Source organism: Pseudomonas sp. MF6751, assembly GCF_016613265.1.
Taxonomy (GTDB): Bacteria; Pseudomonadota; Gammaproteobacteria; order Pseudomonadales; family Pseudomonadaceae; genus Aquipseudomonas; species Aquipseudomonas fluorescens_BV.
In genome coordinates this window covers 49,342-74,064 of sequence record NZ_JAENSV010000010.1, presented here as the reverse complement: position 1 = coordinate 74,064, position 24,723 = coordinate 49,342, and the positions used below count along the sequence as shown (strand labels likewise).

Below are 24,723 nucleotides of genomic sequence, written 5' to 3'. Positions count from 1 at the left end.
GAGCCTGTATGCCTTTAGAGATCACCACCATTCAGCCATTCCTGGTTCATGGTCTCCGTATCGCCCAAGTACTCCAACAACCACGCCATGGCCGGCGACAGTTTGTTCTGCGCCCACGCCACACACGACGGGCTGGCCGGAAATGGCCGGCTCAATTGCAGCGCCACCAATTCCCCGCGCTCGATCCATGGCAACACCTGATGGGCCGGCGCCATCCCTACACACAGGCCATCGCGCAGGCAATCCAGGGCCGACGCCCAGTTGGGCACCACTAGGCGGCGCTGGTTATCCAGGGTCCAGGTGTCGCGCTTGGGCAGGTTGCGGGAGGTGTCGGTCATGCACAGCGAGGCAAAGGGGCGCAGTTGGTCATCACTGAGCAAACCTTCCACCGCCGCCAGCGGGTGCCGGGCGCTGACCACGCACAGCCAGTTCAACAGGCCCATGTCGCGGAAGCTGAAGTGGCTGGCCACCGGCACCGCGCTGGTGGCGCCGATCACGATGTCGGTGCGTTCATCGGCCAACGCATCCCACACGCCGTTGTACACCTCGTATTCGAGCAGCAATTCCACTTCGGGAAACTGCCGATAGAAGTCGAGCACCAACTGCCGGCAGCGCTGGGGTTTGACGATGGAGTCCACGGCCACCTTCAACTGGCCGCTCCAACCATTGGCCACCTGTTGGCACAGGCGCCGTGTGCCGAGCATTTTTTTCATCACGCTGCGGGCTTCGTCGATAAACAGGCGGCCGGCAGGGGTCAGTTCCACGTCGCGATGCCGACGCACAAACAGCGGCACGGCCAACCATTCTTCGAGCTGACGCACGGTGTAGCTGATGGCCGACGGTACGCGGTGCAGTTCCTGGGCGGCGGCGCTGAAGCTGCCGTGACGGGCGACGGCGTCGACCACATCCAGGGAATATTCCGACCACATAGGTGCTGCCTTCAAAATTATTGATGAGAGTGTCCAATTATTATCGCTTCACACAGATATTGTCAGCTTCATAATGGGCGCCAGTCAGCAAATAGTTTGATGGCAGTATCTACAAGGCTTCGATGAAAAATTCTTTTGGTTTTACCTGGTATCTGGCGGGGCTGAGCATGCTCGGTTATCTCGCCATGGACATGTACTTGCCGGCGTTTGGCGCCATGGGCGAGCAGTTGAACATTGGTGCTGGCGCGGTGGGCGCCAGCTTGAGTATTTTCCTTGCCGGGTTTGCGGTGGGGCAGTTGCTGTGGGGGCCGCTCTCGGACCGCCTGGGGCGCAAGCCCATCCTGCTCGCCGGCCTGAGCCTGTTTGTGCTCGGTTGCCTGGGCATGTTCTGGGTTCAGAGCGCGCCGCAACTGCTGGCCCTGCGCTTTATGCAGGCGATTGGTGTGTGTGCCGCCGCCGTCAGCTGGCAGGCCTTGGTGATTGATCGCTACCCGGCCGACAAGGCCCACCGCGTCTTCGCCAGCATCATGCCGTTGATGTCGCTATCGCCGGCCCTGGCACCGCTGTTGGGCGCCATGGTGCTGAATCACTTTGGCTGGCAAGCGATCTTCGGCGTGTTGCTGGTGGTGTCGTTGTTGCTGTTGTTGCCGACCCTGTTCCTGCGCAATGTGCCCAAGCGTTCGGAGCACAAGGGCAGCCCGGTGCGTCTGGGGTACGGGCAATTACTCACCTCGAGGGTGTTTACCGGCAATGTGATGATCTTCGCCGCCTGTTCGGCCAGCTTCTTCGCTTGGCTGACCGCCTCGCCGTTCATCCTCGGTGGCATGGGCTACAGCCCGAATGACATTGGCCTCAGCTACGTACTGCCGACCCTGGCGTTTCTCGTTGGCGGCTACAGTTGCCGCAGTGCCTTGCAGCGCCTGCCGGGTAAAACCCTGCTGCCGTGGTTGCTGGTCGCCTATTGCTTGAGCATGGTGGCGTTGTACTTGGTGGCTACCTTGAGTGTGCCGACCCTGACCACCTTGTTGATCCCGTTCTGCCTGATGGCGCTGTGCAACGGCGCCAGCTACCCGATTGTGGTGGCGAATGCGCTGATGCCCTTTGCGGAAAATTCCGGCAAGGCGGCGGCCCTGCAAAACACCCTGCAGTTGGGCCTGTGCTTCGTGGCCAGCCTGTTGGTGTCGTCGATGATCGAGCAGCCGCTGTTGATTACGGTAATTGTGATGCTGGCGACGGCGCCACTGGCGGTGTTGGGGTATTGGCTGGCACGGCCGAAGGGCAACTCTTCCGAACTGGCCAACGCCTGAGCTGACAATGCGGTCAAAATGTGGGAGCTGGCTTGCCTGCGATAGCGGTGTATCAGCGCCAGATGGGCCAACAGACAGGCCGCTATCGCAGGCAAGCCAGCTCCCACATTTGAAGTGAGGTTCTTCAGTCAGAACGTCACTTCCATGTTCAGCGTAGGCGTCGAGGTGCGGCTACCACGGCCGCCGTCCACCCCGAACTTGTTATGCCAGTACTCATACCCCACCCCCAGGTACAGGTTAGGCTTGACGCTTTTACCCGGTCGCACCGCCACCATCAGCGCTGTACGCATCAAGGCCTCCGCTGCCGTATCGCGGCCATGGTAATCCTCGCCTTTCTCCCCGACGTAATTGATAAACCCCTGGAATTTCGCCGCATGGTTGCCCACCTCGAACGGTCGCATCCAGCTCAGGTTGAGCATGTAGGTAGCGTCGAAGGTGTGGTTCGACTCTTGCGCGCCGGGAATTCCGGTGTGGTTCTTTTCCTTGTAGTACATCAGGCTCAGGTCCAGCACGCCGACAGTGTTGAACTTCAACGTGGGGCCAATCACCAGGGCGCGCTTCTTGGCGGAGGCGAAGTTGTTGTTACGGTTGGCGTCGAAGCCCAGGGTCAGCGCGTAATCCTTGATCAGCCCCGTGCCCGGCGGCAAGTCGAACACACGTGAGGCATATAGCTGATGCCGGTACACGGCGTACACCTCGCTGCCACCGTGGTCGGTGCCCTTGCGCGGGTCGCTGCTGTCGGACAGGAATACGTCGAGGTTGAGGAAATTGCTGCCGTAACGATAGCCGCTGGCGTGGGTAAAACTGTAGATGCGCTTGCTGAAGTCGTCGGGGTTGTTCGGGTTGGTGAAGTGCTGTCCGTAGCGAAACCCGACGCTGTTGTTCATCCACTCCACCGCAACAGCCTCCCCGCCGCCGAGAAGGGTCAATGCGACGGTGGCGCCCTGTAGTGCCTTTTTCATTATTTTTGTCCTTTGGCGTTCTGGCTCGTGACGGCCGGATTGTTTTTGTAACGCCGTTGGAGGGTATCTTGTTCGATTGATTGTATACAACTCTATGGACATACAGTCTGGACATTGCATACAGTGAGCGCACAACAAAAACAGAGAACCCCCTCACCATGACTATCCCGAAGGCGTCACCGCAGCGGCCCGAAGATGAAAATCTGGGCGTCGCCGCCAACATGGCTTACGGCCTGCAGCATGTGCTCACCATGTATGGCGGCATCGTCGCCGTGCCGTTAATCGTCGGCCAGGCCGCCGGCTTGTCGCCGGCGGATATCGGCTTGCTGATTGCTGCGTCGCTGTTTGCCGGTGGCCTGGCCACGCTGTTGCAAACCCTGGGCCTGCCGTTCTTCGGCTGTCAGTTGCCGCTGGTGCAGGGCGTGTCGTTCGCGGGTGTGGCGACCATGGTGGCGATTGTCGGCAGCGACGGTGCCGGTGGTGTGCCAGCGATTCTCGGGGCGGTGATGGCCGCGTCCTTTATCGGTTTATTGATTACCCCGGTGTTCTCAAGGATCACCAAGTTTTTTCCACCGCTGGTGACGGGCATTGTGATTACCACCATCGGCCTGACCCTGATGCCCGTAGCGGCGCGCTGGGCCATGGGTGGCAACAGCCGGGCGGCAGATTTTGGCAGCATGTCCAACATCGGCCTGGCCGCGCTGACCCTGGTGCTGGTGCTGCTGCTGAGCAAGATCGGCAGCGCAACCATCTCTCGCTTGTCGATCCTGTTGGCCATGGTGATCGGCACGGTGATCGCGGTGCTGCTCGGCATGGCGGACTTCTCCGGTGTGATGCAGGGGCCGATGTTCGGTTTCCCCACACCCTTTCACTTCGGCATGCCCACCTTCCATGTGGCGGCGATCATTTCCATGTGCATCGTGGTGATGGTGACGCTGGTGGAAACGTCGGCGGATATCTTGGCGGTGGGTGAGATCATCGACACCAAGGTGGACTCCAAGCGCCTGGGCAACGGCTTGCGTGCCGACATGTTGTCGAGCATGTTCGCGCCGATCTTCGGTTCGTTTACCCAGAGCGCGTTCGCCCAGAACGTCGGCCTGGTGGCGGTGACAGGGGTCAAGAGTCGGTTTGTGGTGGCCACTGGCGGGGTGTTCCTGGTGGTGCTCGGCCTGCTGCCATTCATGGGGCGGGTGATCGCGGCCGTGCCCACCTCCGTGTTGGGCGGCGCCGGGATTGTGTTGTTCGGCACAGTGGCGGCCAGTGGGATTCGCACGCTGTCCAAGGTGGATTACCGCAACAACATGAACCTGATCATCGTTGCCACCTCTATCGGCTTCGGCATGATCCCCATCGCCGCGCCGAGCTTCTACGATCAGTTTCCAAGCTGGTTCGCGACCATCTTCCACTCGGGCATCAGCTCGTCGGCAATCATGGCAATATTGCTGAACCTGGCGTTCAACCACTTCACCGCCGGCAACTCGGACCAGCAGTCAGTGTTTGTGGCGGGGACTGAGCGCAGCTTGTGCTTTCGCGACGTGGCTGCGTTGCGCGACGGCGATTACTACCGGGGAGGGAAGTTGTTTGATGCCGAAGGTAAGGAGATTCCGTTGGTGGCCGATGCCCTGAGGAAAACATCCAAGCCTGAGACCAGCGAGGTTTAACGAGCGACCCCGCGTACCCTGTGGGAGCTGGCCTGCGATAGCGATGGTGAATTCACCGGCGCTATCGCAGGCCAGCCAGCTCCCACAGGGATTCAGCCGGCCTTGAGGGCTTTGTGCGGCAACGAACACGCCTCATCCAGAAACTTCACCACCGTCCCCATGCACGCCTGGCGTTCTTCCACATGGGGCATGTGGCTGGAGTCTTCAAACAGTGCCCAGCGCACATCCGCTATCTCATCCAGGAACGGCTTGACCACCAACGGTGTGGCTTCGTCATGTCGACCGGAAATCACCAGGGTTGGCACCTTGATGGCTGACAGGCGGCCGATCACATTCCAGTCCTTCAAGCTGCCAATCACGTGAAATTCGGTCGGGCCGCTCATGGCGTGGTACACCGTCGGGTCGGCATCCACCTGGGCGAAGGTGCGTGCCACTTCTTCGGGCCATGGGTTGACCCGGCACACATGCTGGTCATAGAAAATCCGCGAGGCCGCCAGGTATTCCGGGTCTTGGTAGGTGCCGGCCTGCTCGTGCTTGAGCAGGGTTTCATGCACGCCTTCAGGCAACAGCTTGCGCAGGCGGTTGGCTTCGCTGACCCAGGTGCGCATGCAGGTGGGAGAGTTGGCAGGGATAAACGCGCGCAGGCCCTTGGGTTGCAAGATCGCGTGTTCGCTGCCGAGCATGCCGCCCCAGGACTGACCGAGGATCGCGTAGTTCTCACTGATTTGCAGGTGGTCCAGCAGGTTGTTCAACTCGTCGAGGAACAGGCCGATGGTCCAGAACGACGGGTCTTTTTCCGGTAAGTGCGTGGAGCGGCCGTTGCCCAATTGGTCGTAGTGGATGACCGCGTGGCCGCTGGCGGCGACGTCCTTGAAGGCGTCGACGTAATCGTGGGTGCAGCCCGGCCCGCCATGGATGATCACCAAGGGCGTGCGGCCTGTGGTCAGGTCGCCGGTGACGCGATACCAGGTCTGATAGGCGCCAAAGGGCGCGTAGCCTTCGCGAACTTTTTCGATGAATTCCATTTCGTACCCTGCTCTGAAAAAAAGGATCAGGGTTACGATAGTCTGAACAAAAAGTTTAGGTAACTAGCAAAACAGATAGGTTTTTGCCGAAAGCTCAACCTTCCAGCAAGCGGTAGTGGGTGGCGCGAACCACGGCCTGAACACGGTTCTTGGCGCCCAGTTTGTGCATGGCCGAGGCCAGGTGCAGAGTGACCACCGCCAGGGAGCGGCTCAATTGCGAGGCGATTTCGGCGGCGGTCAGGCCTTCAGCCGCCCATTTCAGGCATTCGCGCTCGCGCTTGGTCAGGCGTATGTGCGGATAAGCCCGCACCTCCTTGCTGAACAGCGGGTACGCCGCTTCCTGGAGGGCATGGGTAATCAGGCTGAAATCGGCCAGCGTATGTTGGGCGTCCTTCAATACCGTGCGCGCCTTGCCGGTGCGCAACCCGGTCAGCGAGGCGAAGCCGCCCCGGGGCAGATGAATCGGCACGCTGACGCCGCAGGTCAGCTGACGCTCATGCAGATAAGAAGAAACGGGGGCGTGGCAGGGGTCGATGATCTTTTGCAGGGCCGTCTCAGTCTTGGCCTCATAGGACCAGACAAACGGCGACACTGTGCTCAGCGCCAGGTGTTGCACCGGGTCGATCTGGTAAAACCCTTCGCTGCACCATAAGGCGTGCCAATCGGCCGGTGTGTTGCGCAGTTGCAACAGCGAGGGCGTGATCAGTGCGCCGTTGAGGTCGATGGGCACCGGGGTGTAGTCATACACCAGGGCATCGAAGCCCAGTTGTTGGGCAAGGATAAACGTATTGTCCATCTGTTCATCCAGGCTCCTGCCCGGTATGAGGCGATTATTGAAGGCGGTCAGCTTGGCCAGCATCCGTTCTGCTCCCGAATTCATTTGAATCTCGACTTGCTGCAAGTAGAATGCCACGCCCCGGCGAAGGACTGCCAGGCCAAACCTATAAGAAATACTAGGTTATGGACGCACGGCATCCTCGGTAGTGTTGACCTGATAAACGGCCGCTACCCGCCAGGCCGATACAACACAAGGAATGTATGCATGTGGCGTGAAATTGCCCCCGACCAGCAGTACAACGTGCAAGTCGACGGCCATAACCTCGTGGTCTACAGCTTTGGCGAAGGCGATGAGGTGCTGCTGTGTCTCAACGGCGGGCCGGGCCTGCCGTGTGACTATCTGCGCGACGCCCATGGCTGGCTCAAAGCACATAACCTGCGAGTGGTTGCATTCGACCAGCTTGGCACGGGCGCATCAGCCAGACCAACCGATGCCTCACTGTGGGAAATCCGCCGTTATGTCGAAGAAGTCGAGACCGTGCGCCAGGCGCTGGGCCTGGGCCGCGTGCATTTGCTCGGGCACTCCTGGGGCGGTTGGCTGGGGATCGAATATGCCGTGCATTATCCCGGTGCGCTCAAAAGCCTGATCCTGGAAAACACCGTCGGCGACATTCCCCACCTGTCCCAGGAACTGGAGCGTCTGCGCGGCGCTCTGGGCAGCGAAACCGTGGCCATGATGCAACGCCACGAAGCCATGGGCACCCTCGACCACCCGCAGTATCAGGCCGCCATCACCTTGCTCAACTACCGCCACGTGTGCCGGCTCGACGAATGGCCAGAGCCCGTCAAGCGGTCCCTGGGCGACTGGAACATGGGGCCGTACGAAACCATGCAAGGCCCCAACGAGTTCCTCTATATCGGTAACCTCAAGGACTGGAACCGCCTCAAGGAAATGGCCGAGTTCAATATGCCGATCCTGATCACCACCGGCCAGCATGATGAACTCACCCCCGCCTGTGCGATGCGCATGAAACTCGCGGCCCCCCACGCCGAGTTGCATGTGTTCCCCAACAGCAGTCATATGCCTTTTTACGAGGAGCCGCAGGCGTACTTCCCGGTGCTGCTGGACTTTCTCGCTCGCCACCGAGGCTGACGCATGAACCTGGCGCGCTACCGTTTTGTGTTGTCCCGGCCCCTGCAATTGCTGCCGGTGCTGCTGGGCATCAGCCTGATCACCTTCGTGTTGGTGCGCTCGATTCCTGGCGACCCGGCGCGTGCCTTGCTGGGTTCGCGCAGCACGCCGGATGCGCTGCTGAAGATCCGCGCCCAGTTCGGCCTCGACCAGCCCTTGTGGCTGCAATACTTTTACTTCCTGAAAAACCTGCTCAAGGGCGACCTCGGCCAATCGCTGCTGTACAAGGTCGACGCCCTGAAACTGATCGTCACCCGGATCGAGCCGACGCTGGTGCTGGTGCTAGGCAGCGTGGTGCTCGCTTTGTTGATAGCGGTGCCACTGGCAACGATTGCGGCGCGCCAGCAAGGCCGTTGGGCGGACAAGCTGATCCGCGTGTTCACCACGGTCGGCCTGGGCATGCCGGCGTTCTGGCTGGGGTTGATGCTGATCCTGCTGCTCAGCGTGAAATGGGGCTTGTTCCCGGTGTCCGGTTACGGGCGCACCTGGCTGGACAAGGCGCACCACATGCTTTTGCCATGCCTGACCATCGCCCTGGCGCTGTCGGCGGTGCTGGTGCGCAACCTGCGGGCGAGCATGTTGATGGAGTTGCAGGCGGACCACGTCACCGCCGCACGTGCACGCGGGCTGTCGGAAGGCGCGGTGTTTCGCCGGCATGTACTGCCCAACGCCCTGGTGCCGGCGGTCAACCTGCTGGCGGTCAACATCGGTTGGCTGATCAGCGGCACGGTGGTCATCGAAAGCCTGTTCGCGATTCCAGGTATCGGCCAGTTGCTGGTGCGCGGCATTTTCACCCGTGACTACATGGTGGTGCAGGGCGTGGCGATGGTGCTGGCCTGTGCCACGGTGGTGGTCAACTTCCTGGCCGACCTGGTGACAGTGGCTCTCGACCCACGGGTAAAGATGCAATGAGCAGCCGCCCATTGATTGCCCCGTGGCGCTTGCGCCTGCGCTTTGGTTTTCGCAATGGTCGACTGACCGCCGCGTGGGGTTTGTTGATCCTGTTCGCGTGGTTGGCCCTGGCGCTGTTTGCGCCGTGGGTCGCGCCCTATGACCCTATCGCGCAGGACACCAGCATGAGTTTGCTGGCCCCCAGCCTTGCCCATCCGTTGGGTACGGACAATTACGGCAGGGACATCCTGTCGAGGGTGATCTGGGGGGCGCGCATCGACCTGCAGTTGGCGGTTATCGGGGTGATCTTCCCGTTCATCATTGGCACCTTTATCGGTGCGGTCTCGGGTTATATCGGCGGGCGTTTCGACAGTGTCTGCATGCGTGTGATCGATGTGGTGCTGGCGTTCCCGTTCCTGGTGCTGATGCTGGCGATCATGGCCATCCTCGGGCCGGGCTTGCAGAGTTTTTACATCGCCATGGCGCTGGTGGGCTGGGTGTCGTACGCGCGCCTGATTCGCTCGCAGATCCTGGTGCTCAAGGAAAGCGAGTTCGCCCTGGCCGCCAAGAGCCTGGGCTTTGGCCATGGACGCATTCTGTTCCGGCATTTGCTGCCTAATGCGCTGTTTGGCTCCATTGTGTTTTCCATGTCTGACGCGGTGCTGGTGCTGCTCAACGGCGCCGCCGTCAGTTACCTGGGCCTGGGGGTGCAACCACCGACCGCCGAATGGGGGACGATGGTGGCCGAGGGGCAAGCCTTTATCACCACCGCCTGGTGGATCTGCACCTTTCCGGGCCTGGCCATCGTGACCTTGGCCATGGGCTTCAGCCTGTTGGCCGATGGTGTTGCGCAGGTATTGGGAGAGCGCTCATGAGCCTGTTGCAGGTGCGCGACCTCAGTGTGATCGCCAACAACGCCGGGCGTGAGGTCACCTTGGTGGATCGGGTGTCCTTAGACCTGGCCGAAGGTGAAATCCTTGGCCTGGTGGGCGAGAGCGGTTCCGGCAAGACCATGGCCTGTCGCGGCCTGATGCGTCTGTTGCCATCGCCCAACCTGCGGGTGCAGGGCGGCGCGGTGCAGTTGGCCGGCCAGGACCTGTTGGCACTGGATGATGCCGGTATGCGCGCCGTGCGCGGCGGGCAGTTGGGCATGGTCTTCCAGAACCCCAGCAGCCACCTCGACCCGTTGATGCGCATCGGTGAGCAGATCGCCGAGGGCATCCGCCTGCACCAAGGCGCGTCGAAAAAAGACGCGCGCTTGCAGGCGATCGAGGTATTGCGTCAGGTCGGGATTCCCGACCCGCAGGCGCGGGTCGACAACTACCCCCATGAGTTTTCCGGTGGCATGCGCCAGCGCGCAATGATCGCCGTGGCCCTGGGCTGCAACCCGAAGGTGTTGATCGCCGACGAACCGACCACGGCCCTGGATGTGACGGTGCAGGCGCAAATCCTGCGGCTGTTGCTCGACCTGCGCGACCAGCGTGGCCTGTCGATCATCATGATCACCCATGACCTGGGCGTGGTGGCGCAAACCTGCGATGCCATCGCCGTGATGTATGCCGGGCGCCTGTGCGAGCACGGCAGCAAATACGAACTGCTGGCCCAACCGCAACATCCGTATACCGCAGGCCTGATCGACTGCCAGCCAGCCCACAGCAGTGGGCATGCGTTGTTACGCACCATTGCTGGCCAGCCGCCGTTGCTCGATGCATTGCCCGACGGCTGCCGCTTCCACCCGCGCTGCCCACAGGCCGGCGCCTTGTGCGCCGAGTTGCTGCCCCAAGGCGCACGCGTGGCCTGTCACTACCCGTTGGGAGCGCGCCCATGAGCCTGTTACAGGTCAAGGATTTGGAAGTGCGCTTTACGGCGTCCGGCAGCGGCCTGTTTGGCCTCAACCGCCAGTGGGTGAGGGCGGTGAACGGGGTGTCGCTGAACCTCGCCGCCGGTGAAACCCTGGGTTTGGTGGGCGAGTCCGGCAGTGGCAAGAGCACCCTGGGCCGGGCAATTCTGCACCTCAACCCGATCAGCGCCGGGCAGGTGCTGTTCGACGGTATCGACATGGCCCATGGCAGTGCCATCGACATCGCCCGGCTGCGGCATGAGACCGCGATGATTTTCCAGGACCCCTACGCCGCGCTCAATCCACGGCACAGCATTGGCGAAACCATCGCCGAGGTACTGCGTGTGCAGCGTAAGGTGGCGGCGCAGCAGATTCCTGATCGTGTGAATGAGTTGCTCGAACTGGTCGGCTTGCGTCCTGAGCTGGCTTCACGCAAGCCCGGCTCCCTCAGTGGCGGCCAGTGCCAGCGCGTGGGTATCGCCCGGGCGCTGGCGGTGGAGCCGCGCCTGATCATTGCCGATGAATGCGTGGCCGCGCTGGATGTGTCGATCCAGGGCCAGATCATCAACCTGCTGCTGGAACTGCAACAGCGTATGAACCTGGCGATCCTGTTTATCGCCCATGACCTGGCCATCGTAAGGCGCCTATGCGACCGCGTGGCCGTGATGTACCTGGGCAAGATCGTCGAGGAAGGCCCGGTGGAAGCGGTGTTTACCACGCCGCGTCACCCGTATACGGCGGCGCTGATCCAGGCCATCCCGGAGATCGATCCGCACCGACCATTGCCTGCGCAGCCATTGCCCGGCGAGCCGCCGAGCCCGCTGAATCTGCCGACAGGCTGTGCCTTTCACCCGCGTTGCCGGTATGCGCGAGCCATGTGTTCCTCGGTATTGCCTCCCACCCATTTCCTGCACGAGCATCGGTACAGTTGCGTGCTTGAAGACCCTTTGCTTTGACCCTCTGCCATTCATTAACAAGGAGTTGTGATATGCACTCGCGCCACTTGAAATTGCTCGCCGCCGCTACCCTCACGGCCTGGTCGCTGACCGCCGGCCTGGCCCAGGCCGCCGGTGTGCTCACCATCGGCTGCCGTGAAGACAGCACCACTTTCGACCCGATCAAAAGCGCGCAAAACCGCGACACCTGGGTATTTGCCAACGTCTACGACACCCTGGTGCGCGTGGATAACCTGGGCACCAAGATGGAACCGGGCCTGGCCGAAAGCTGGGACATTTCCAAGGATGGCCTGACCTACACCTTCAAGCTGCGCGAGGCGAAGTTCTCTGACGGCTCGCCAATCACTGCCGCCGACGCCGCGTTCAGCCTGCTGCGAATCCGCGACAACAAGGCCTCGTTGTGGAGCGACCCGTTCAGCCTGATCAACACCGCCACGGCCAGCGATGCCAAGACCCTGGTGGTCACCCTGAAAACCCCGGCGGTGGCCTTCCTCTCGCAACTGGCGTCGCCGACGGTGTCGATCCTGTCGGAAAAAGCCATGACCAAGATGGGCGAAGACGCCTACTCGGAAAACCCGGTGACGTCCGGCGCGTTTACCGTGGACGAGTGGCGCAAGGGCGACCGCGTGATCCTGAAGAAAAACCCGAATTTCTGGCAGGCCGGCAGCGTGAGCCTGGACGGCGTGGAATGGGTGTCGGTGACCGATGACAACACGCGCATGCGCATGGTGCAGAACAACGAACTCGACACGGCGATATTTGTGCCGTTCTCCCGCGTGGAAGAGCTGAAAAAAGACCAGAACGTGGTGATCCACGCCGACCCGTCCACCCGTGAAGATCACCTGTTGATCAACCACGAGCACGGCCTGTTGGCCAAGCCGCAAGTGCGCCAGGCCCTGGACATGGCCATCGACAAGCAATCGCTGGTCAAAGCCGTCACTTACGGTCAAGGCACCGTGGCTTATTCCTACATTCCAAAGGGCTCGCTGTACCACTACGCCAACAACCTGCAACGCCCGTACGACCCGGCCGAAGCCAAGAAGCTGCTGGCCGCTGCAGGTGCCCAGGATTTGAAGCTCAACTACGTGGTCAACGCCGGCAACGAGGCCGACGAGCAGATCGCGGTGATCATCAAGGACCAGCTAGCCAAGGTCGGTGTGACCGCCAACCTGCAAAAAGTCGACCCGACCCAAAGCTGGCAGATGCTGGTGGACGGTGAATACGATATTTCGGTGATGTACTGGACCAACGACATTCTCGATCCCGACCAGAAAACCACCTTCGTGCTGGGCCACGACACCAACCAGAACTACATGACCCGCTACAAGAACGACCAGGTCAAGGCATTGGTGGCGGCCGCGCGGATCGAGGCAGACCCGGCCAAGCGTGAGCAAATGTATGTGGAGTTGCAGAAGCTGGCCAAACAGGATGTGAACTGGATTGACCTGTACTACAGCCCGTACATCAACATCTCACGCAAGAACGTAAGCAACTTCCTGCAGAACCCGTTGGGGCGTTTCACCTTGGAGGAAGTGGTCAAAAACTGAGTATTTGAGTACACCACAAAGCAATGTGGGAGCTGGCTTGCCTGCGATAGCATCACTGCGGTGTAACTGAATCACCGAGGTGTCTGCATCGCAGGCAAGCCAGCTCCCACCTTTGTTTTGCGGTGTGTCAGGGTTTATTGCGCATCGAAGGCCTGGCCATTGATGCCCGCACTGTCGGGCCCCATCAGGTACAGGTACACCGGCATGATCTCTTCCGGCGCCGGCCTTTCCATCGGGTTTTCCCCTGGGTACGCCTGGGCGCGCATGCTGGTGCGGGTGCCGCCCGGGTTGATGCTGTTGGCGCGCACTGCGGCCACATCTTCCAGCTCATCGGCCAGGGTTTGCATCAGCCCCTCGGTGGCGAACTTGGACACGCCATAGGCACCCCAATAAGCACGGCCCTTGCGCCCGACGCTGCTGGAGGTGAACACCACCGACGCATCCTGGGACAGCTTGAGCAACGGCAGTAAAGTGCTGGTCAGCATGAACATCGCGTTGACGTTGACGTGCATCACCCGCATGAAGTTCTCGCCAGACAACTGCTCGATGGGCGTGCGTGGGCCGATGATCGAGGCGTTGTGCAACAGGCCGTCGAGGTGGCCGAATGCCTTTTCGATCATCGCTGCCAGCTCATCGTATTGATGGGGCAGGGCGGTCTCCAGGTTGAACGGGATCACGACGGGCTGCGGGTGGCCGGCGGCTTCGATCTCGTCATACACCTGGGCCAGGTTGGCTTCGGTCTTGCCCAGCAACAGCACGGTGGCGCCATGGGCGGCATAGGTCTTCGCCGCTGCCGCGCCAATCCCGCGACCGGCGCCGGTTACCAGGATGATCCGGCCTTTGAGCAGTTCTGGAGGGGCAGAATAATCAAACATAAATAGCCTCGACAAAATTCAAGGTGATACACCACTCAAAGTGGAATCCATTTCCTGTGGGAGCTGGCTTGCCTGCGATGGCGGTGTACCTGTCGGCAGATGTGCTGGCTGGCAGACCGCTATCGCAGGCAAGCCAGCTCCCACATTGATCTCAGTGTTGTTGAGATCTTCGAACAATCAGCAACTGCACAGCGCGTTATCCAGCACCTTGCGCAATTCCAACGGGTGATCCACCACCACATCCGCGCCCCAGTGGCGTGGGTTGTCATCCGGGTGGATATAGCCATAAGTTACCGCCGCCGTGCGCGTACCGGCGTCGCGGCCGGATTCGATGTCGCGCAGGTCATCGCCCACGAACAGCACGCTGGCCGGGTCCAGGTCGAGCATCTTGCACGCCAGTATCATCGGCTCCGGGTCCGGCTTGCTGTTTTTCACATGGTCCGGGCAGATCAGCACGGCCGAGCGTTCGGCCAGGCCCAGGCGCTGCATGATCGGTTCGGCAAAGCGCACCGGCTTATTGGTGACCACGCCCCAGATCAGCTTGGCTTTCTCGATGTCTTCCAGCAGTTCGGCCATGCCGTCGAACAGTTTGCTGTGCACCGCGCAGTCCTTGAGGTAGCGCTCCAGGAATTCCTGGCGCAGCTCTTCAAAGCCTGGGGATTCAGGATCCATCGAGAAGGTCACGGCAACCATCGCCCGGGCACCGCCGGAGATTTCATCGCGGATGTGCTGCGGGTTGATCGGTTCCAGGCCGCGGTCGGCGCGCATGGCCTGGCAGATGGCGATAAAGTCCGGCGCGGTGTCCAGCAGGGTACCGTCCATGTCGAAGAGAACCGCTCGCAACTTCACAGGCTTACTCCTCGCGCAGGGTCTGGATCATGTAGTTGACGTCAACGTCGTTGGCCAGCTTGTAGTGCTTGGTCAGCGGGTTGTAGGTCAGGCCGATGATGTCCTTGACGGTCAGCCCGGCCTGGCGGCTCCATGCACCCAGCTCGGAAGGGCGGATGAATTTCTTGAAATCATGGGTGCCGCGCGGCAGCAGCTTCATGATGTATTCGGCGCCGATGATCGCGAACAGGTAAGCCTTGGGGTTGCGGTTGATGGTGGAGAAGAACACTTGGCCGCCGGGCTTGACCATACGGAAACACGCACGGATCACCGAGGACGGGTCTGGCACGTGTTCGAGCATTTCCAGGCAGGTGACCACGTCGAACTGCTCGGGCATTTCTTCGGCCAGGGCTTCGGCGGTGATCTGGCGGTACTCCACGCTCACGCCGGATTCGAGCTGGTGCAACTGCGCTACGGCCAGCGGCGCTTCACCCATGTCGATGCCCATGACGGTGGCGCCTCGCTGGGCCATGGCTTCGCTGAGGATGCCGCCGCCGCAACCGACGTCCAGCACCTTCTTGCCGGCCAGGTTGACGCGCTCGTCAATCCAGTTGACCCGCAGTGGGTTGATATCGTGCAGGGGTTTGAATTCGCTCTCGCGGTCCCACCAGCGGTGAGCCAGGGCTTCAAACTTGGCGATTTCGGCGTGATCGACGTTGCTCATGGTGAATCCTCTGAATCTGATAAGTCGGTGTGTCGTGGCTGAACCCGAGGCTTCAGCCGCGTCGTTATTCGCTGTGCCCGCTGATGCGATGGCCCCAGGCAATGGCCGTGGCGGTCAACTGTTGTTCATCCATGCGGGTCAATTGCCGGTCGTCGAGCAATGGCTTGCCGGCAACCCAAAGGTGTTTCACGCAATCACGCCCGGTGGCATATATAAGCTGTGAGACCGGATCGTAGATCGGTTGTTGCGCCAGCCCGGAAAGATCAAAAGCGACGATGTCTGCCGCCTTGCCGACTTCCAGGGAGCCAATCTGGCTGTCCAGGCCCATCGCCCTGGCGCCGTTGAGTGTGGCCATGCGCAAGGCGCGGTGGGCATCCAGCGCAGTAGCCGAGCCGGCCACGGCCTTGGCCAGCATCGCCGCCGTGCGGGTTTCGCCGAGCAAATCCAGGTCATTGTTGCTGGCAGCGCCGTCGGTGCCGATGGCCACGTTGACGCCAGCCTGCCACAAGCGCTCCACCGGGCAAAAGCCGCTGGCCAGTTTCAGGTTCGATTCCGGGCAGTGAATGACGCTGGTGTTGCTTTCTACCAGTAAAGCCAGGTCGTCTTCGCTGATTTGGGTCATGTGCACGGCCTGAAAGCGCGGGCCCAGCAGGCCAAGGCGAGCCAGGCGCGCCAATGGCCGCTCGCCGGTCTGCTCGACGGCTTGCTGCACTTCAAAGGCGGTTTCGTGAACGTGCATATGGATCGCGGCGTCCAGCTCTTCGGCGATCACCCGGATCTTTTCCAGGTTGGCATCGCACACGGTGTAGGGCGCGTGGGGGCCGAAGGTGATTTTGATGCGCGGGTGGTGCTTGAGGTCGCCGAACAGCTCGATACCCTGGCGAATCGCCTCGTCGGCACTGCTGGCGCCGGGAATCGGAAAGTCGAGGATCGGCAGCGCGATCTGCGCACGCATACCGCTGTTGTGCACGCAGTCACTGGCGACCTTTGGGTAGAAATACATGTCCGAGAAGCAGGTGATGCCGCCCTTGATCTGCTCGGCAATGGCCAGGTTGGTACCGTCGCGCACGAACGCTTCATCGACCCACTTGGCTTCGGCGGGCCAGATGTGCTTTTCCAGCCAGGTCATCAGTGGCAAATCGTCGGCCAGGCCGCGGAACAGGGTCATGGCTGCATGGCCGTGGGCATTGACCAAGCCGGGGCTGAGCAGCATGCCGGGCAGTTCACGCACCTCTTGCGCCGCGAGCTTCAACGCCGCGTCCCGTGGCCCGATGAAGGCAATGCAGCCATCGCGGATGCCCAGGCCGTGCTCCTTGAGCACCACGCCAGCGGGCTCGACGGGTACCAGCCAGGTCGGCAGCAGCAACAAGTCGAGCGGGGCGGCAGTGGAGGTCATCGCAGGCTTCTTCCCAGGCAGCTATAAAAGAAGGGCGAAGTATACCCGAGCGTCCCGGCTGGCGGATCGCTATAATCGGCGGCTTTTGTTCATGAGTGCGGGGTAAGGGATGCGCGACCGACTGTTGGCTGCAGAGAAAGTGAAGGCCATCGAATGGCGTGATGGCGCGCTGCACCTGCTCGACCAGCGTGTTTTGCCGTCCCGGGAGCGCTGGGTGGCCTGCGGTACCGTTGAAGCGGTGGCCGACGCCATTCGCACCATGGTGGTGCGGGGCGCACCGGCCATCGGCATCTGCGCCGCCTATGGCTTGGTGCTCGCCGCCCGCGAGCGCATCGCCGAGGGCGGTGACTGGCAGGCCGCGTGGGAAGAAGACTACGCCTTGCTGGCCCATACCCGACCGACCGCATCGGCTTTGTTCTGGGCCTTGCAGCGCATGCGCGACCGTCTGGACCGCCTCAAGCAGCACGCCGACCCGCTGGTGGTGCTGGAGGCCGAAGCCGTCGCGATCCATGAGAGCGATCGGGAAGCCAATGTGGTCATGGCCCAGCTGGGTATGGAGCGGATTCGCAAGCACCAGGGCAATGCCCAGGCGATCCTTACCCATGGCAATGCCGGCGCGCTGGCTTGCGGTGGCGTTGGCACAGCCCTCGGGGTGATTCACGCGGCGTATCTGGAGGGGTTGGTCGAGCAGGTCTATGTCAATGAAACCCGCCCCTGGCTGCAAGGCTCGCGTCTGACGGCGTGGGAGTTGGCGGGCCAGGGCATCCCGGTGGCGGTGAATGCCGACTCCGCCGGGGCGCATATCCTCAAGACCAAAGGCGTGACCTGGGTGGTGGTGGGTGCTGACTGTATTGCCGCCAATGGCGATGTGATCAGCAAGATCGGCACTTATCAACTGGCCGTCTGTGCCATGCACCATGGCGTGCGTTTTATGGTGGTGGCGTCGAGTTCGACCCTGGATTTGATGATGGCTACTGGCGATGATGTTGCGCTGGAGCAGCGCGATAGTGGCGAGTTGCTTGAGGTTGATGGGCAGCGGTTGGATATTGCGGCGTTTAACCCTGTGTTTGATGTGACGCCTGCGGACCTGATTGACGTGATCGTCACCGAAAAAGGCATTGTCGAGCGGCCAGACACTGCCAAACTGGCCAAGTTGATGTGTCGTAAGCGGCTGCATTGAGTGTGTGGGTGCCTGTGGGGGCGCCATCGCAGGCAAGCCAGCTCCCACCTTTAACTGTATTCACAAATCAAAGGTGGGAGCTGGCTTGCCTGCGATTGGCCGTTAAGGTCAATAAAACTGCTGGATCCATCCTCAAAAAATACCACCACCGCGCCTCTGAGCCCCTCTCGTCCCCTTCAAGCCTGTCATCCGTCAAATTACTAGCCTCCATGCGCATCAGGGGGATAGGTGCGTGGCGGCGATTGTGATAACATCCGGCGGTTTCCAGGGCTGCCCCGAGGGGTTGCCTATAACGTGCAGATCCGTGTCATAACTCGTTGATTTGTCGTAAGTCGTTGTCAGGCACCGTGCCGGCAGCGGCGAGCTTCGTTCGTCCCGAATGGATGTGACGAGGTTTCACCCGAAAAAGGAATCAGGCTTCTCATGGGCGAACTGGCCAAAGAAATCCTCCCGGTCAATATCGAAGACGAGCTGAAACAGTCCTACCTCGACTACGCGATGAGCGTAATTGTCGGTCGGGCACTGCCTGATGCGCGCGATGGCTTGAAGCCCGTGCACCGGCGTGTGCTGTTCGCGATGAGCGAGCTGGGTAACGACTGGAACAAGCCGTACAAGAAATCTGCCCGTGTTGTCGGTGACGTGATCGGTAAGTATCACCCTCACGGCGACACTGCGGTGTACGACACCATCGTTCGGATGGCGCAGCCATTTTCCCTGCGCTACCTGCTGGTAGACGGCCAGGGCAACTTCGGTTCGGTGGACGGCGACAACGCCGCGGCCATGCGATACACCGAAGTGCGCATGACCAAGCTGGCGCACGAGCTGCTGGCCGACCTGCATAAAGAAACCGTGGACTGGGTGCCGAACTACGACGGCACCGAAATGATCCCGGCTGTCATGCCTACCAAGATTCCCAACCTGCTGGTCAACGGTTCCAGCGGTATCGCCGTTGGCATGGCCACCAATATCCCGCCGCACAACCTCGGTGAAGTCATCGACGGTTGCCTGGCCCTTATCGACAACCCTGAGCTGACCGTCGATGAGCTGATGCAATACATCCCCGGCCCGGACTTCCCGACCGCCGCGATCATCAACGGTCGCGCCGGCATCATCGAAGCCTACCGCACTGGCCGCGGGCGCATTTACATGCGTGCCCGCTCGATCATCGAAGACATCGACAAGGTCGGTGGCCGCCAGCAGATCGTCATCACCGAACTCCCTTACCAGTTGAACAAGGCACGCCTGATCGAGAAGATCGCCGAGCTGGTTAAAGAGAAGAAGCTGGAAGGCATCACCGAGCTGCGCGACGAGTCCGACAAGGACGGTATGCGCGTGGTCATCGAGCTGCGCCGCGGCGAAGTGCCCGAGGTGATCCTCAACAACCTCTACGCCCAGACCCAGCTGCAAAGCGTGTTTGGTATCAACGTGGTTGCCCTGATCGACGGCCGCCCGCGCATCCTGAACCTCAAGGACCTGCTGGAAGCCTTCGTGCGTCACCGTCGCGAAGTGGTCACCCGCCGTACCGTGTTCGAACTGCGCAAGGCCCGCGAGCGCGGCCATATCCTGGAAGGCCAGGCGGTTGCGTTGTCGAACATCGACCCGGTGATCGCCCTCATCAAGGCCTCGCCAACCCCGTCGGAAGCCAAGGAAGCGCTGATCAGCACGCCTTGGGAATCCAGCGCCGTGGTCGCAATGGTTGAGCGCGCTGGCGCCGACTCGTGCCGCCCCGAGACCCTGGACCCGCAATACGGTCTGCGTGAAGGCAAGTACTTCCTGTCGCCAGAACAGGCCCAGGCCATCCTGGAACTGCGCCTGCACCGCCTGACTGGCCTGGAGCACGAGAAGCTGCTGGCCGAGTACCAGGAGATCCTCAACCAGATCGGCGAGTTGATCCGCATCCTCAGCAGCGCCGTGCGCCTGATGGAAGTGATCCGCGAAGAACTGGAAGTGATCCGCGCCGAATACGGCGACGTGCGCCGCACCGAAATCCTCGATGCGCGCCTGGACTTGACTCTGGGTGACATGATCCCGGAAGAAGAGCGCGTGGTGACCATCTCCCACGGCGGCTATGCCAAGACCCAGCCGCTGGCGGCCTACCAGGCCCAGCGTCGTGGTGGTAAGGGTAAATCGGCTACCGGCGTGAAGGATGAGGACTACATCGCTCACCTGCTGGTCGCCAACAGCCACACCACGCTGCTGCTGTTCTCCAGCAAGGGCAAGGTGTACTGGCTCAAGACTTACGAAATCCCGGAAGCCTCCCGCGCTGCCCGTGGCCGTCCGTTGGTCAACCTGCTGCCGCTGGACAGTGATGAATACATCACCACCATGCTGCCGGTCGAGGAATACACCGAAGGCCACTTCATCTTCATGGCTACCGCCAAAGGCACCGTGAAGAAGACCCCGCTGGAATCCTTCAGCCGTCAACGCAGCGTGGGCCTGATCGCCCTGGAGCTGGATGAAGGCGACGTGCTGATTTCCGCAGCCATCACTGACGGCGAACGCGAAGTCATGCTGTTCTCCGATGGCGGCAAGGTCACACGCTTCAAGGAATCCGACGTACGTGCCATGGGCCGTACCGCCCGCGGTGTACGCGGCATGCGCCTGCCAGAAGGGCAGAAGCTGATTTCGATGTTGATCCCGGAAGAAGGCAGCCAGATCCTCACCGCTTCCGAGCGTGGTTATGGCAAGCGCACCGCCATCAGCGAGTTCCCGGAGTACAAGCGCGGCGGCCAGGGCGTGATCGCCATGGTCAGCAACGACCGCAACGGCCGTCTGGTCGGCGCGGTGCAGGTGCTCGATGGCGAGGAGATCATGCTGATTTCCGACCAAGGCACCCTGGTGCGTACCCGTGTGGCGGAAGTGTCGAGCCTGGGCCGTAACACCCAGGGCGTGACCCTGATCAAGCTGGCCAAGGACGAAAAACTGGTCGGCCTGGAGCGTGTGCAGGAGCCTTCGGAAGTCGAAGGTGAAGAGCTCGAAGGTGAGGAATTTGAAGGCGAGGTGATCGCAGCTGGCGATGACAACGTCGACGAGCCAACCCTCGATGCTGCCGCAGACGAAGAAGAACCGCAGGAATAAGCGGACACACAGGGGGCGGATGAAGATTCGCCCCCTTGTTGTTTGTCCCGTATGAAATACAGCGCCCTTTGCCTGGACGCGGTCCATGTGGGAGCTGGCTTGCCTGCGATACAGGCGCCTCGGTCATTCAGTGATACCGCGGCGCTGCTATCGCAGGCAAGCCAGCTCCCACAGATGTCCGCTCCAGAACGAGGGCGTTGCTGACATGATTGCAGCCCCACCAGATCAGAGTGAGATTGGATGTGAGCAAGAGAGCCTATAACTTCTGTGCCGGTCCCGCGGCGCTTCCTGAAGCAGTCCTGCAGCGTGCGCAGGGTGAACTCCTCGACTGGCATGGAAAAGGCCTCTCCGTGATGGAAATGAGCCATCGCAGCGATGAGTTCGTGTCCATCGCCAACAAGGCCGAGCAGGACCTGCGCGACTTGCTGGACATCCCATCCAATTACAAGGTGCTGTTCCTGCAAGGTGGTGCGAGCCAGCAGTTCGCCCAGTTACCACTGAACCTGATGCCCGAAGGCGGCACTGCCGACTATATCGACACCGGTATCTGGGGGCAGAAGGCCATTGAAGAGGCCTCGCGCTACGGCCATGTCAACGTGGCAGGCACCGCCAAGCCCTACGACTACTTCGCCATTCCCGGTCAGAACGAGTGGAAGCTGACCAAGGACGCGGCCTACGTTCACTACGTCGCCAACGAAACCATCGGTGGCCTGGAATTTGATTGGGTGCCACAAGTAGGTGACGTGCCACTGGTGTGCGACATGTCCTCGGACATCCTCTCGCGCCCGATCGACGTGTCCCGGTACGGCATGATCTACGCCGGCGCGCAGAAGAACATCGGCCCGAGCGGCATCCTGGTCAATATCATTCGCGAAGACCTGCTGGGCCGTGCCCGCTCGCTGTGCCCGACCATGCTCAACTACAAGGTCGCGGCCGATAACGGCTCGATGTACAACACCCCGCCGGCGTTTGCCTGGTACCTCTCCGGCCTGGTCTTCGAGTGGCTCAAGGAGCAGGGCGGTGTGGCTGCGATGGGCAAGCTCAACGAAGAGAAGAAGCGCGTCCTGTACGACTTCATCGACGCCAGCGGCCTGTACAGCAACCCGATCAACCTCAGCGACCGCTCGTGGATGAACGTGCCGTTCCGCCTGGCTGATGATCGTCTGGACAAGCCGTTCCTGGCCGGCGCCGACGCGCGCGGCCTGCTGAACCTCAAGGGCCACCGCTCGGTGGGTGGCATGCGCGCCTCCATTTATAACGCCGTCGACATCCACGCCATCAATGCGCTGGTTGCCTACATGGCAGAGTTCGAGAAGGAACACGGCTAATGTCTGAGCAAGAACTCAAGGCCCTGCGCGTACGCATTGACGGCCTGGACGAGAAGGTCCTGGAGCTGATCAGTGAGCGCGCGCGCTGTGCCCAGGAAGTGGCCCGGGTGAAAATGGCGTCCCTGGCGGAAGGCGAAGTGCCGGTGTTCTACCGGCCCGAGCGTGAAGCACAGGTGCTCAAGCGTGTGATGGAACGCAACAAGGGCCCGTTGGGCAACGAAGAGATGGCGCGGTTGTTCCGTGAAATCATGTCCTCGTGCCTGGCGCTGGAGCAGCCGCTGAAAGTGGCTTACCTCGGCCCTGAAGGCACCTTCACCCAGGCAGCAGCCATGAAGCACTTCGGCCATGCGGTAATCAGCAAGCCGATGGCGGCTATCGACGAAGTCTTCCGTGAAGTCGCGGCCGGTGCGGTGAATTTTGGCGTGGTGCCGGTGGAAAACTCCACCGAAGGCGCGGTCAACCACACGCTGGACAGCTTCCTCGAACACGACATGGTGATCTGCGGTGAGGTGGAGTTGCGTATCCACCACCACCTGCTGGTGGGTGAAAACACCAAGACCGACAGCATCAGCCGTATCTATTCCCACGCCCAGTCCCTGGCCCAGTGCCGCAAGTGGCTGGACGCCCATTACCCGAATGTCGAGCGCGTGGCGGTGTCCAGCAACGCCGAGGCGGCCAAGCGGGTCAAGGGTGAGTGGAACTCGGCGGCGATTGCTGGCGATATGGCCGCGGGCCTGTACGGCCTGACGCGCCTGGCCGAGAAGATCGAAGATCGCCCGGATAACTCCACGCGCTTTTTGATGATCGGCAGCCAGGAAGTGCCGCCCACCGGCGACGACAAGACCTCGATCATCGTCTCCATGAGCAACAAGCCCGGCGCGCTGCATGAGCTGCTGGTGCCATTCCACGACAACGGGATTGACCTGACGCGCATCGAGACTCGTCCTTCGCGCAGCGGTAAGTGGACCTACGTATTCTTTATCGATTTCATGGGCCATCACCGCGACCCGCTGGTCAAGGGCGTGCTGGAGAAAATCAGTCAGGAAGCCGTGGCACTCAAGGTGCTGGGCTCTTACCCGAAAGCGGTTTTGTGAGGCTTTGACATGAGTGGCAACTTCCTCGCCCTGGCGCAGCCGGGCGTGCAACAACTCTCGCCTTACGTTCCAGGCAAGCCTGTGGACGAACTGGCCCGCGAGTTGAATCTGGACCCGTCCAAAATCGTCAAGCTGGCGAGTAACGAAAACCCGCTGGGCCCGAGCCCCAAAGTGTTGGCGGCGATTCGTGAAGAGCTGGCCGAACTGACCCGTTATCCCGATGGCAACGGTTTTGCGCTCAAGTCTTTGCTGGCGGACAAATGCCGGGTCGAGCTGAACCAGGTGACCCTGGGCAATGGCTCCAACGACATCCTTGAGCTGGTCGCCCGTGCTTACCTGGCGCCAGGCTTGAATGCGGTGTTCAGCGAGCACGCGTTTGCGGTCTACCCGATCGTGACTCAGGCGGTGGGGGCGGATGCTCGGGTGATTCCTGCCAAAGACTGGGGCCATGACTTGCCGGCGATGCTGGCGGCCATCGATGCCCAGACTCGCGTGGTGTTTATCGCCAACCCGAACAACCCGACCGGCACCTGGTTTGACGAGCAGGCACTGAACGAATTCCTGCAGGACGTGCCGGGGCATGTGCTGGTCGTGCTGGACGAAGCCTACATCGAGTACGCCGAAGGCAGCGACCTGCCCGATGGCCTGGATTTCCTCGCGGCCTACCCGAACCTGCTGGTGTCGCGTACGTTCTCCAAGGCTTATGGCCTGGCGTCGTTGCGGGTCGGTTATGGCTTGTCCACGCCCGTGGTAGCCGATGTGCTGAACCGCGTGCGCCAGCCGTTCAACGTCAACAGCCTGGCCCTGGTGGCCGCCTGTGCAGCGGTGCAGGATACCGAATACCTGGAAGAAGGCCGTCGCCTCAACGAAAGCGGCATGCTGCAATTGCAGGAAGGCTTTCGTGAGTTGGGCCTGGGCTGGATTCCGTCCAAGGGCAACTTCATCTGCGTCGACCTCGGCCAGGTGGCTGCGCCGGTGTTCCAGGGCTTGCTGCGCGAGGGCGTGATCGTGCGCCCCGTGGCGAACTACGGCATGCCGAACCATCTGCGTATCACCATCGGTCTGCCGGCTGAGAACAGCCGCTTCCTTGAGGCGCTGGCCAAGGTTCTGGCCCGTGGTTGATGTCACTGCAT

At 61.4% G+C, this 24,723-nt stretch carries 21 protein-coding genes; 13 read left to right on the top strand and 8 right to left on the bottom strand.

The features are described 5' to 3' along the window. Positions 1–14: 14 nt before the first annotated feature. Positions 15–929, bottom strand: a complete 915-nt coding sequence (gene punR, locus JJD66_RS11295) for a DNA-binding transcriptional activator PunR (protein WP_198714827.1) — start codon at positions 927–929, stop codon at positions 15–17. Positions 930–1,051: 122 nt separating this feature from the next. Here punR and punC point away from each other — a divergent pair, with 122 nt between their 5' ends. After that, a complete protein-coding gene (gene punC, locus JJD66_RS11290) occupies positions 1,052–2,236 on the top strand; it encodes a purine nucleoside transporter PunC (RefSeq protein WP_200648157.1) in 1,185 nt (394 codons plus the stop codon). 128 nt (positions 2,237–2,364) lie between these two features. On the opposite strand, the gene JJD66_RS11285 is transcribed toward punC, so the two are convergent. Further along, a complete protein-coding gene (locus JJD66_RS11285; RefSeq protein ID WP_057975712.1) occupies positions 2,365–3,198 on the bottom strand; it encodes a hypothetical protein in 834 nt (277 codons plus the stop codon). A 158-nt stretch (positions 3,199–3,356) separates the two neighbouring features. Between JJD66_RS11285 and JJD66_RS11280 the strand changes: the two genes are divergently transcribed. Continuing rightward, positions 3,357–4,859, top strand: coding sequence for a nucleobase:cation symporter-2 family protein (locus tag JJD66_RS11280; protein ID WP_105226197.1), 1,503 nt, complete (start codon positions 3,357–3,359; stop codon positions 4,857–4,859). 92 nt (positions 4,860–4,951) lie between these two features. On the opposite strand, the gene JJD66_RS11275 is transcribed toward JJD66_RS11280, so the two are convergent. Together JJD66_RS11275 and JJD66_RS11270 are read right to left on the bottom strand one after the other, a co-directional pair. After that, positions 4,952–5,884, bottom strand: coding sequence for a proline iminopeptidase-family hydrolase (locus tag JJD66_RS11275; RefSeq protein WP_200648156.1), 933 nt, complete (start codon positions 5,882–5,884; stop codon positions 4,952–4,954). Between the two features lie 94 nt (positions 5,885–5,978). Next, positions 5,979–6,743 (bottom strand): LuxR family transcriptional regulator, encoded by a 765-nt coding sequence (locus JJD66_RS11270; protein WP_200648155.1) that lies wholly within the window; start codon positions 6,741–6,743, stop codon positions 5,979–5,981. Between the two features lie 183 nt (positions 6,744–6,926). Between JJD66_RS11270 and JJD66_RS11265 the strand changes: the two genes are divergently transcribed. From JJD66_RS11265 to JJD66_RS11240, 6 genes are read left to right on the top strand one after another with little or no spacing between them, the layout of a single operon-like run. Continuing rightward, positions 6,927–7,814 carry a proline iminopeptidase-family hydrolase gene (locus JJD66_RS11265; RefSeq protein WP_200648154.1) on the top strand — a complete coding sequence of 296 codons (888 nt, stop codon included), beginning with the start codon at positions 6,927–6,929 and terminating at the stop codon, positions 7,812–7,814. Positions 7,815–7,817: 3 nt separating this feature from the next. Then, entirely contained in the window at positions 7,818–8,765 is a 948-nt protein-coding gene (locus tag JJD66_RS11260; RefSeq protein ID WP_105226200.1) for an ABC transporter permease, read from the top strand. After that, complete coding sequence (locus tag JJD66_RS11255; RefSeq protein WP_054898622.1) at positions 8,762–9,619, top strand: ABC transporter permease; 858 nt, start codon at positions 8,762–8,764, stop codon at positions 9,617–9,619. Before JJD66_RS11260 ends, JJD66_RS11255 begins: the two co-directional genes overlap by 4 nt. Next, positions 9,616–10,572 (top strand): ABC transporter ATP-binding protein, encoded by a 957-nt coding sequence (locus JJD66_RS11250; RefSeq protein ID WP_200648153.1) that lies wholly within the window; start codon positions 9,616–9,618, stop codon positions 10,570–10,572. The genes JJD66_RS11255 and JJD66_RS11250 overlap by 4 nt, the downstream gene beginning before the upstream one ends. After that, positions 10,569–11,540 carry an ABC transporter ATP-binding protein gene (locus JJD66_RS11245; protein ID WP_200648152.1) on the top strand — a complete coding sequence of 324 codons (972 nt, stop codon included), beginning with the start codon at positions 10,569–10,571 and terminating at the stop codon, positions 11,538–11,540. Before JJD66_RS11250 ends, JJD66_RS11245 begins: the two co-directional genes overlap by 4 nt. Positions 11,541–11,572: 32 nt before the next feature. After that, the gene (locus JJD66_RS11240; protein WP_014717612.1) at positions 11,573–13,087 is read left to right on the top strand and encodes an ABC transporter substrate-binding protein; all 1,515 of its coding nucleotides are present in this window, start codon (positions 11,573–11,575) and stop codon (positions 13,085–13,087) included. Positions 13,088–13,221: 134 nt separating this feature from the next. On the opposite strand, the gene JJD66_RS11235 is transcribed toward JJD66_RS11240, so the two are convergent. From JJD66_RS11235 to JJD66_RS11220, 4 genes are all read right to left on the bottom strand, one after another. After that, positions 13,222–13,962 (bottom strand): YciK family oxidoreductase, encoded by a 741-nt coding sequence (locus tag JJD66_RS11235; RefSeq protein ID WP_014717613.1) that lies wholly within the window; start codon positions 13,960–13,962, stop codon positions 13,222–13,224. Between the two features lie 177 nt (positions 13,963–14,139). Then, positions 14,140–14,811, bottom strand: coding sequence for an N-acetylmuramic acid 6-phosphate phosphatase MupP (gene mupP, locus JJD66_RS11230; protein ID WP_034135125.1), 672 nt, complete (start codon positions 14,809–14,811; stop codon positions 14,140–14,142). A gap of 4 nt (positions 14,812–14,815) precedes the next feature. After that, entirely contained in the window at positions 14,816–15,514 is a 699-nt protein-coding gene (gene ubiG / locus JJD66_RS11225; protein WP_003189760.1) for a bifunctional 2-polyprenyl-6-hydroxyphenol methylase/3-demethylubiquinol 3-O-methyltransferase UbiG, read from the bottom strand. Between the two features lie 64 nt (positions 15,515–15,578). Continuing rightward, positions 15,579–16,910: a TRZ/ATZ family hydrolase gene (locus JJD66_RS11220; protein WP_200648151.1), complete on the bottom strand. Its 1,332-nt coding sequence runs from the start codon at positions 16,908–16,910 to the stop codon at positions 15,579–15,581. 109 nt (positions 16,911–17,019) lie between these two features. On the opposite strand from JJD66_RS11220, the gene mtnA reads away from it, so the two are divergent. The 5 genes from mtnA to hisC all read left to right on the top strand — a co-directional run bounded on the left by mtnA (position 17,020) and on the right by hisC (position 24,712). Then, entirely contained in the window at positions 17,020–18,090 is a 1,071-nt protein-coding gene (mtnA, locus tag JJD66_RS11215; protein ID WP_198714833.1) for an S-methyl-5-thioribose-1-phosphate isomerase, read from the top strand. A gap of 423 nt (positions 18,091–18,513) precedes the next feature. Continuing rightward, complete coding sequence (gene gyrA, locus JJD66_RS11210; RefSeq protein ID WP_010211963.1) at positions 18,514–21,168, top strand: DNA gyrase subunit A; 2,655 nt, start codon at positions 18,514–18,516, stop codon at positions 21,166–21,168. 242 nt (positions 21,169–21,410) lie between these two features. Then, entirely contained in the window at positions 21,411–22,496 is a 1,086-nt protein-coding gene (serC, locus tag JJD66_RS11205) for a 3-phosphoserine/phosphohydroxythreonine transaminase (RefSeq protein WP_200648150.1), read from the top strand. Beyond that, on the top strand, positions 22,496–23,590 hold the full coding sequence (pheA, locus tag JJD66_RS11200) for a prephenate dehydratase (protein WP_200648149.1): 1,095 nt from the start codon (positions 22,496–22,498) through the stop codon (positions 23,588–23,590). The genes serC and pheA overlap by 1 nt, the downstream gene beginning before the upstream one ends. A 9-nt stretch (positions 23,591–23,599) precedes the next feature. Continuing rightward, the gene (hisC, locus tag JJD66_RS11195; RefSeq protein WP_200648148.1) at positions 23,600–24,712 is read left to right on the top strand and encodes a histidinol-phosphate transaminase; all 1,113 of its coding nucleotides are present in this window, start codon (positions 23,600–23,602) and stop codon (positions 24,710–24,712) included. Positions 24,713–24,723 lie beyond the last annotated feature (11 nt).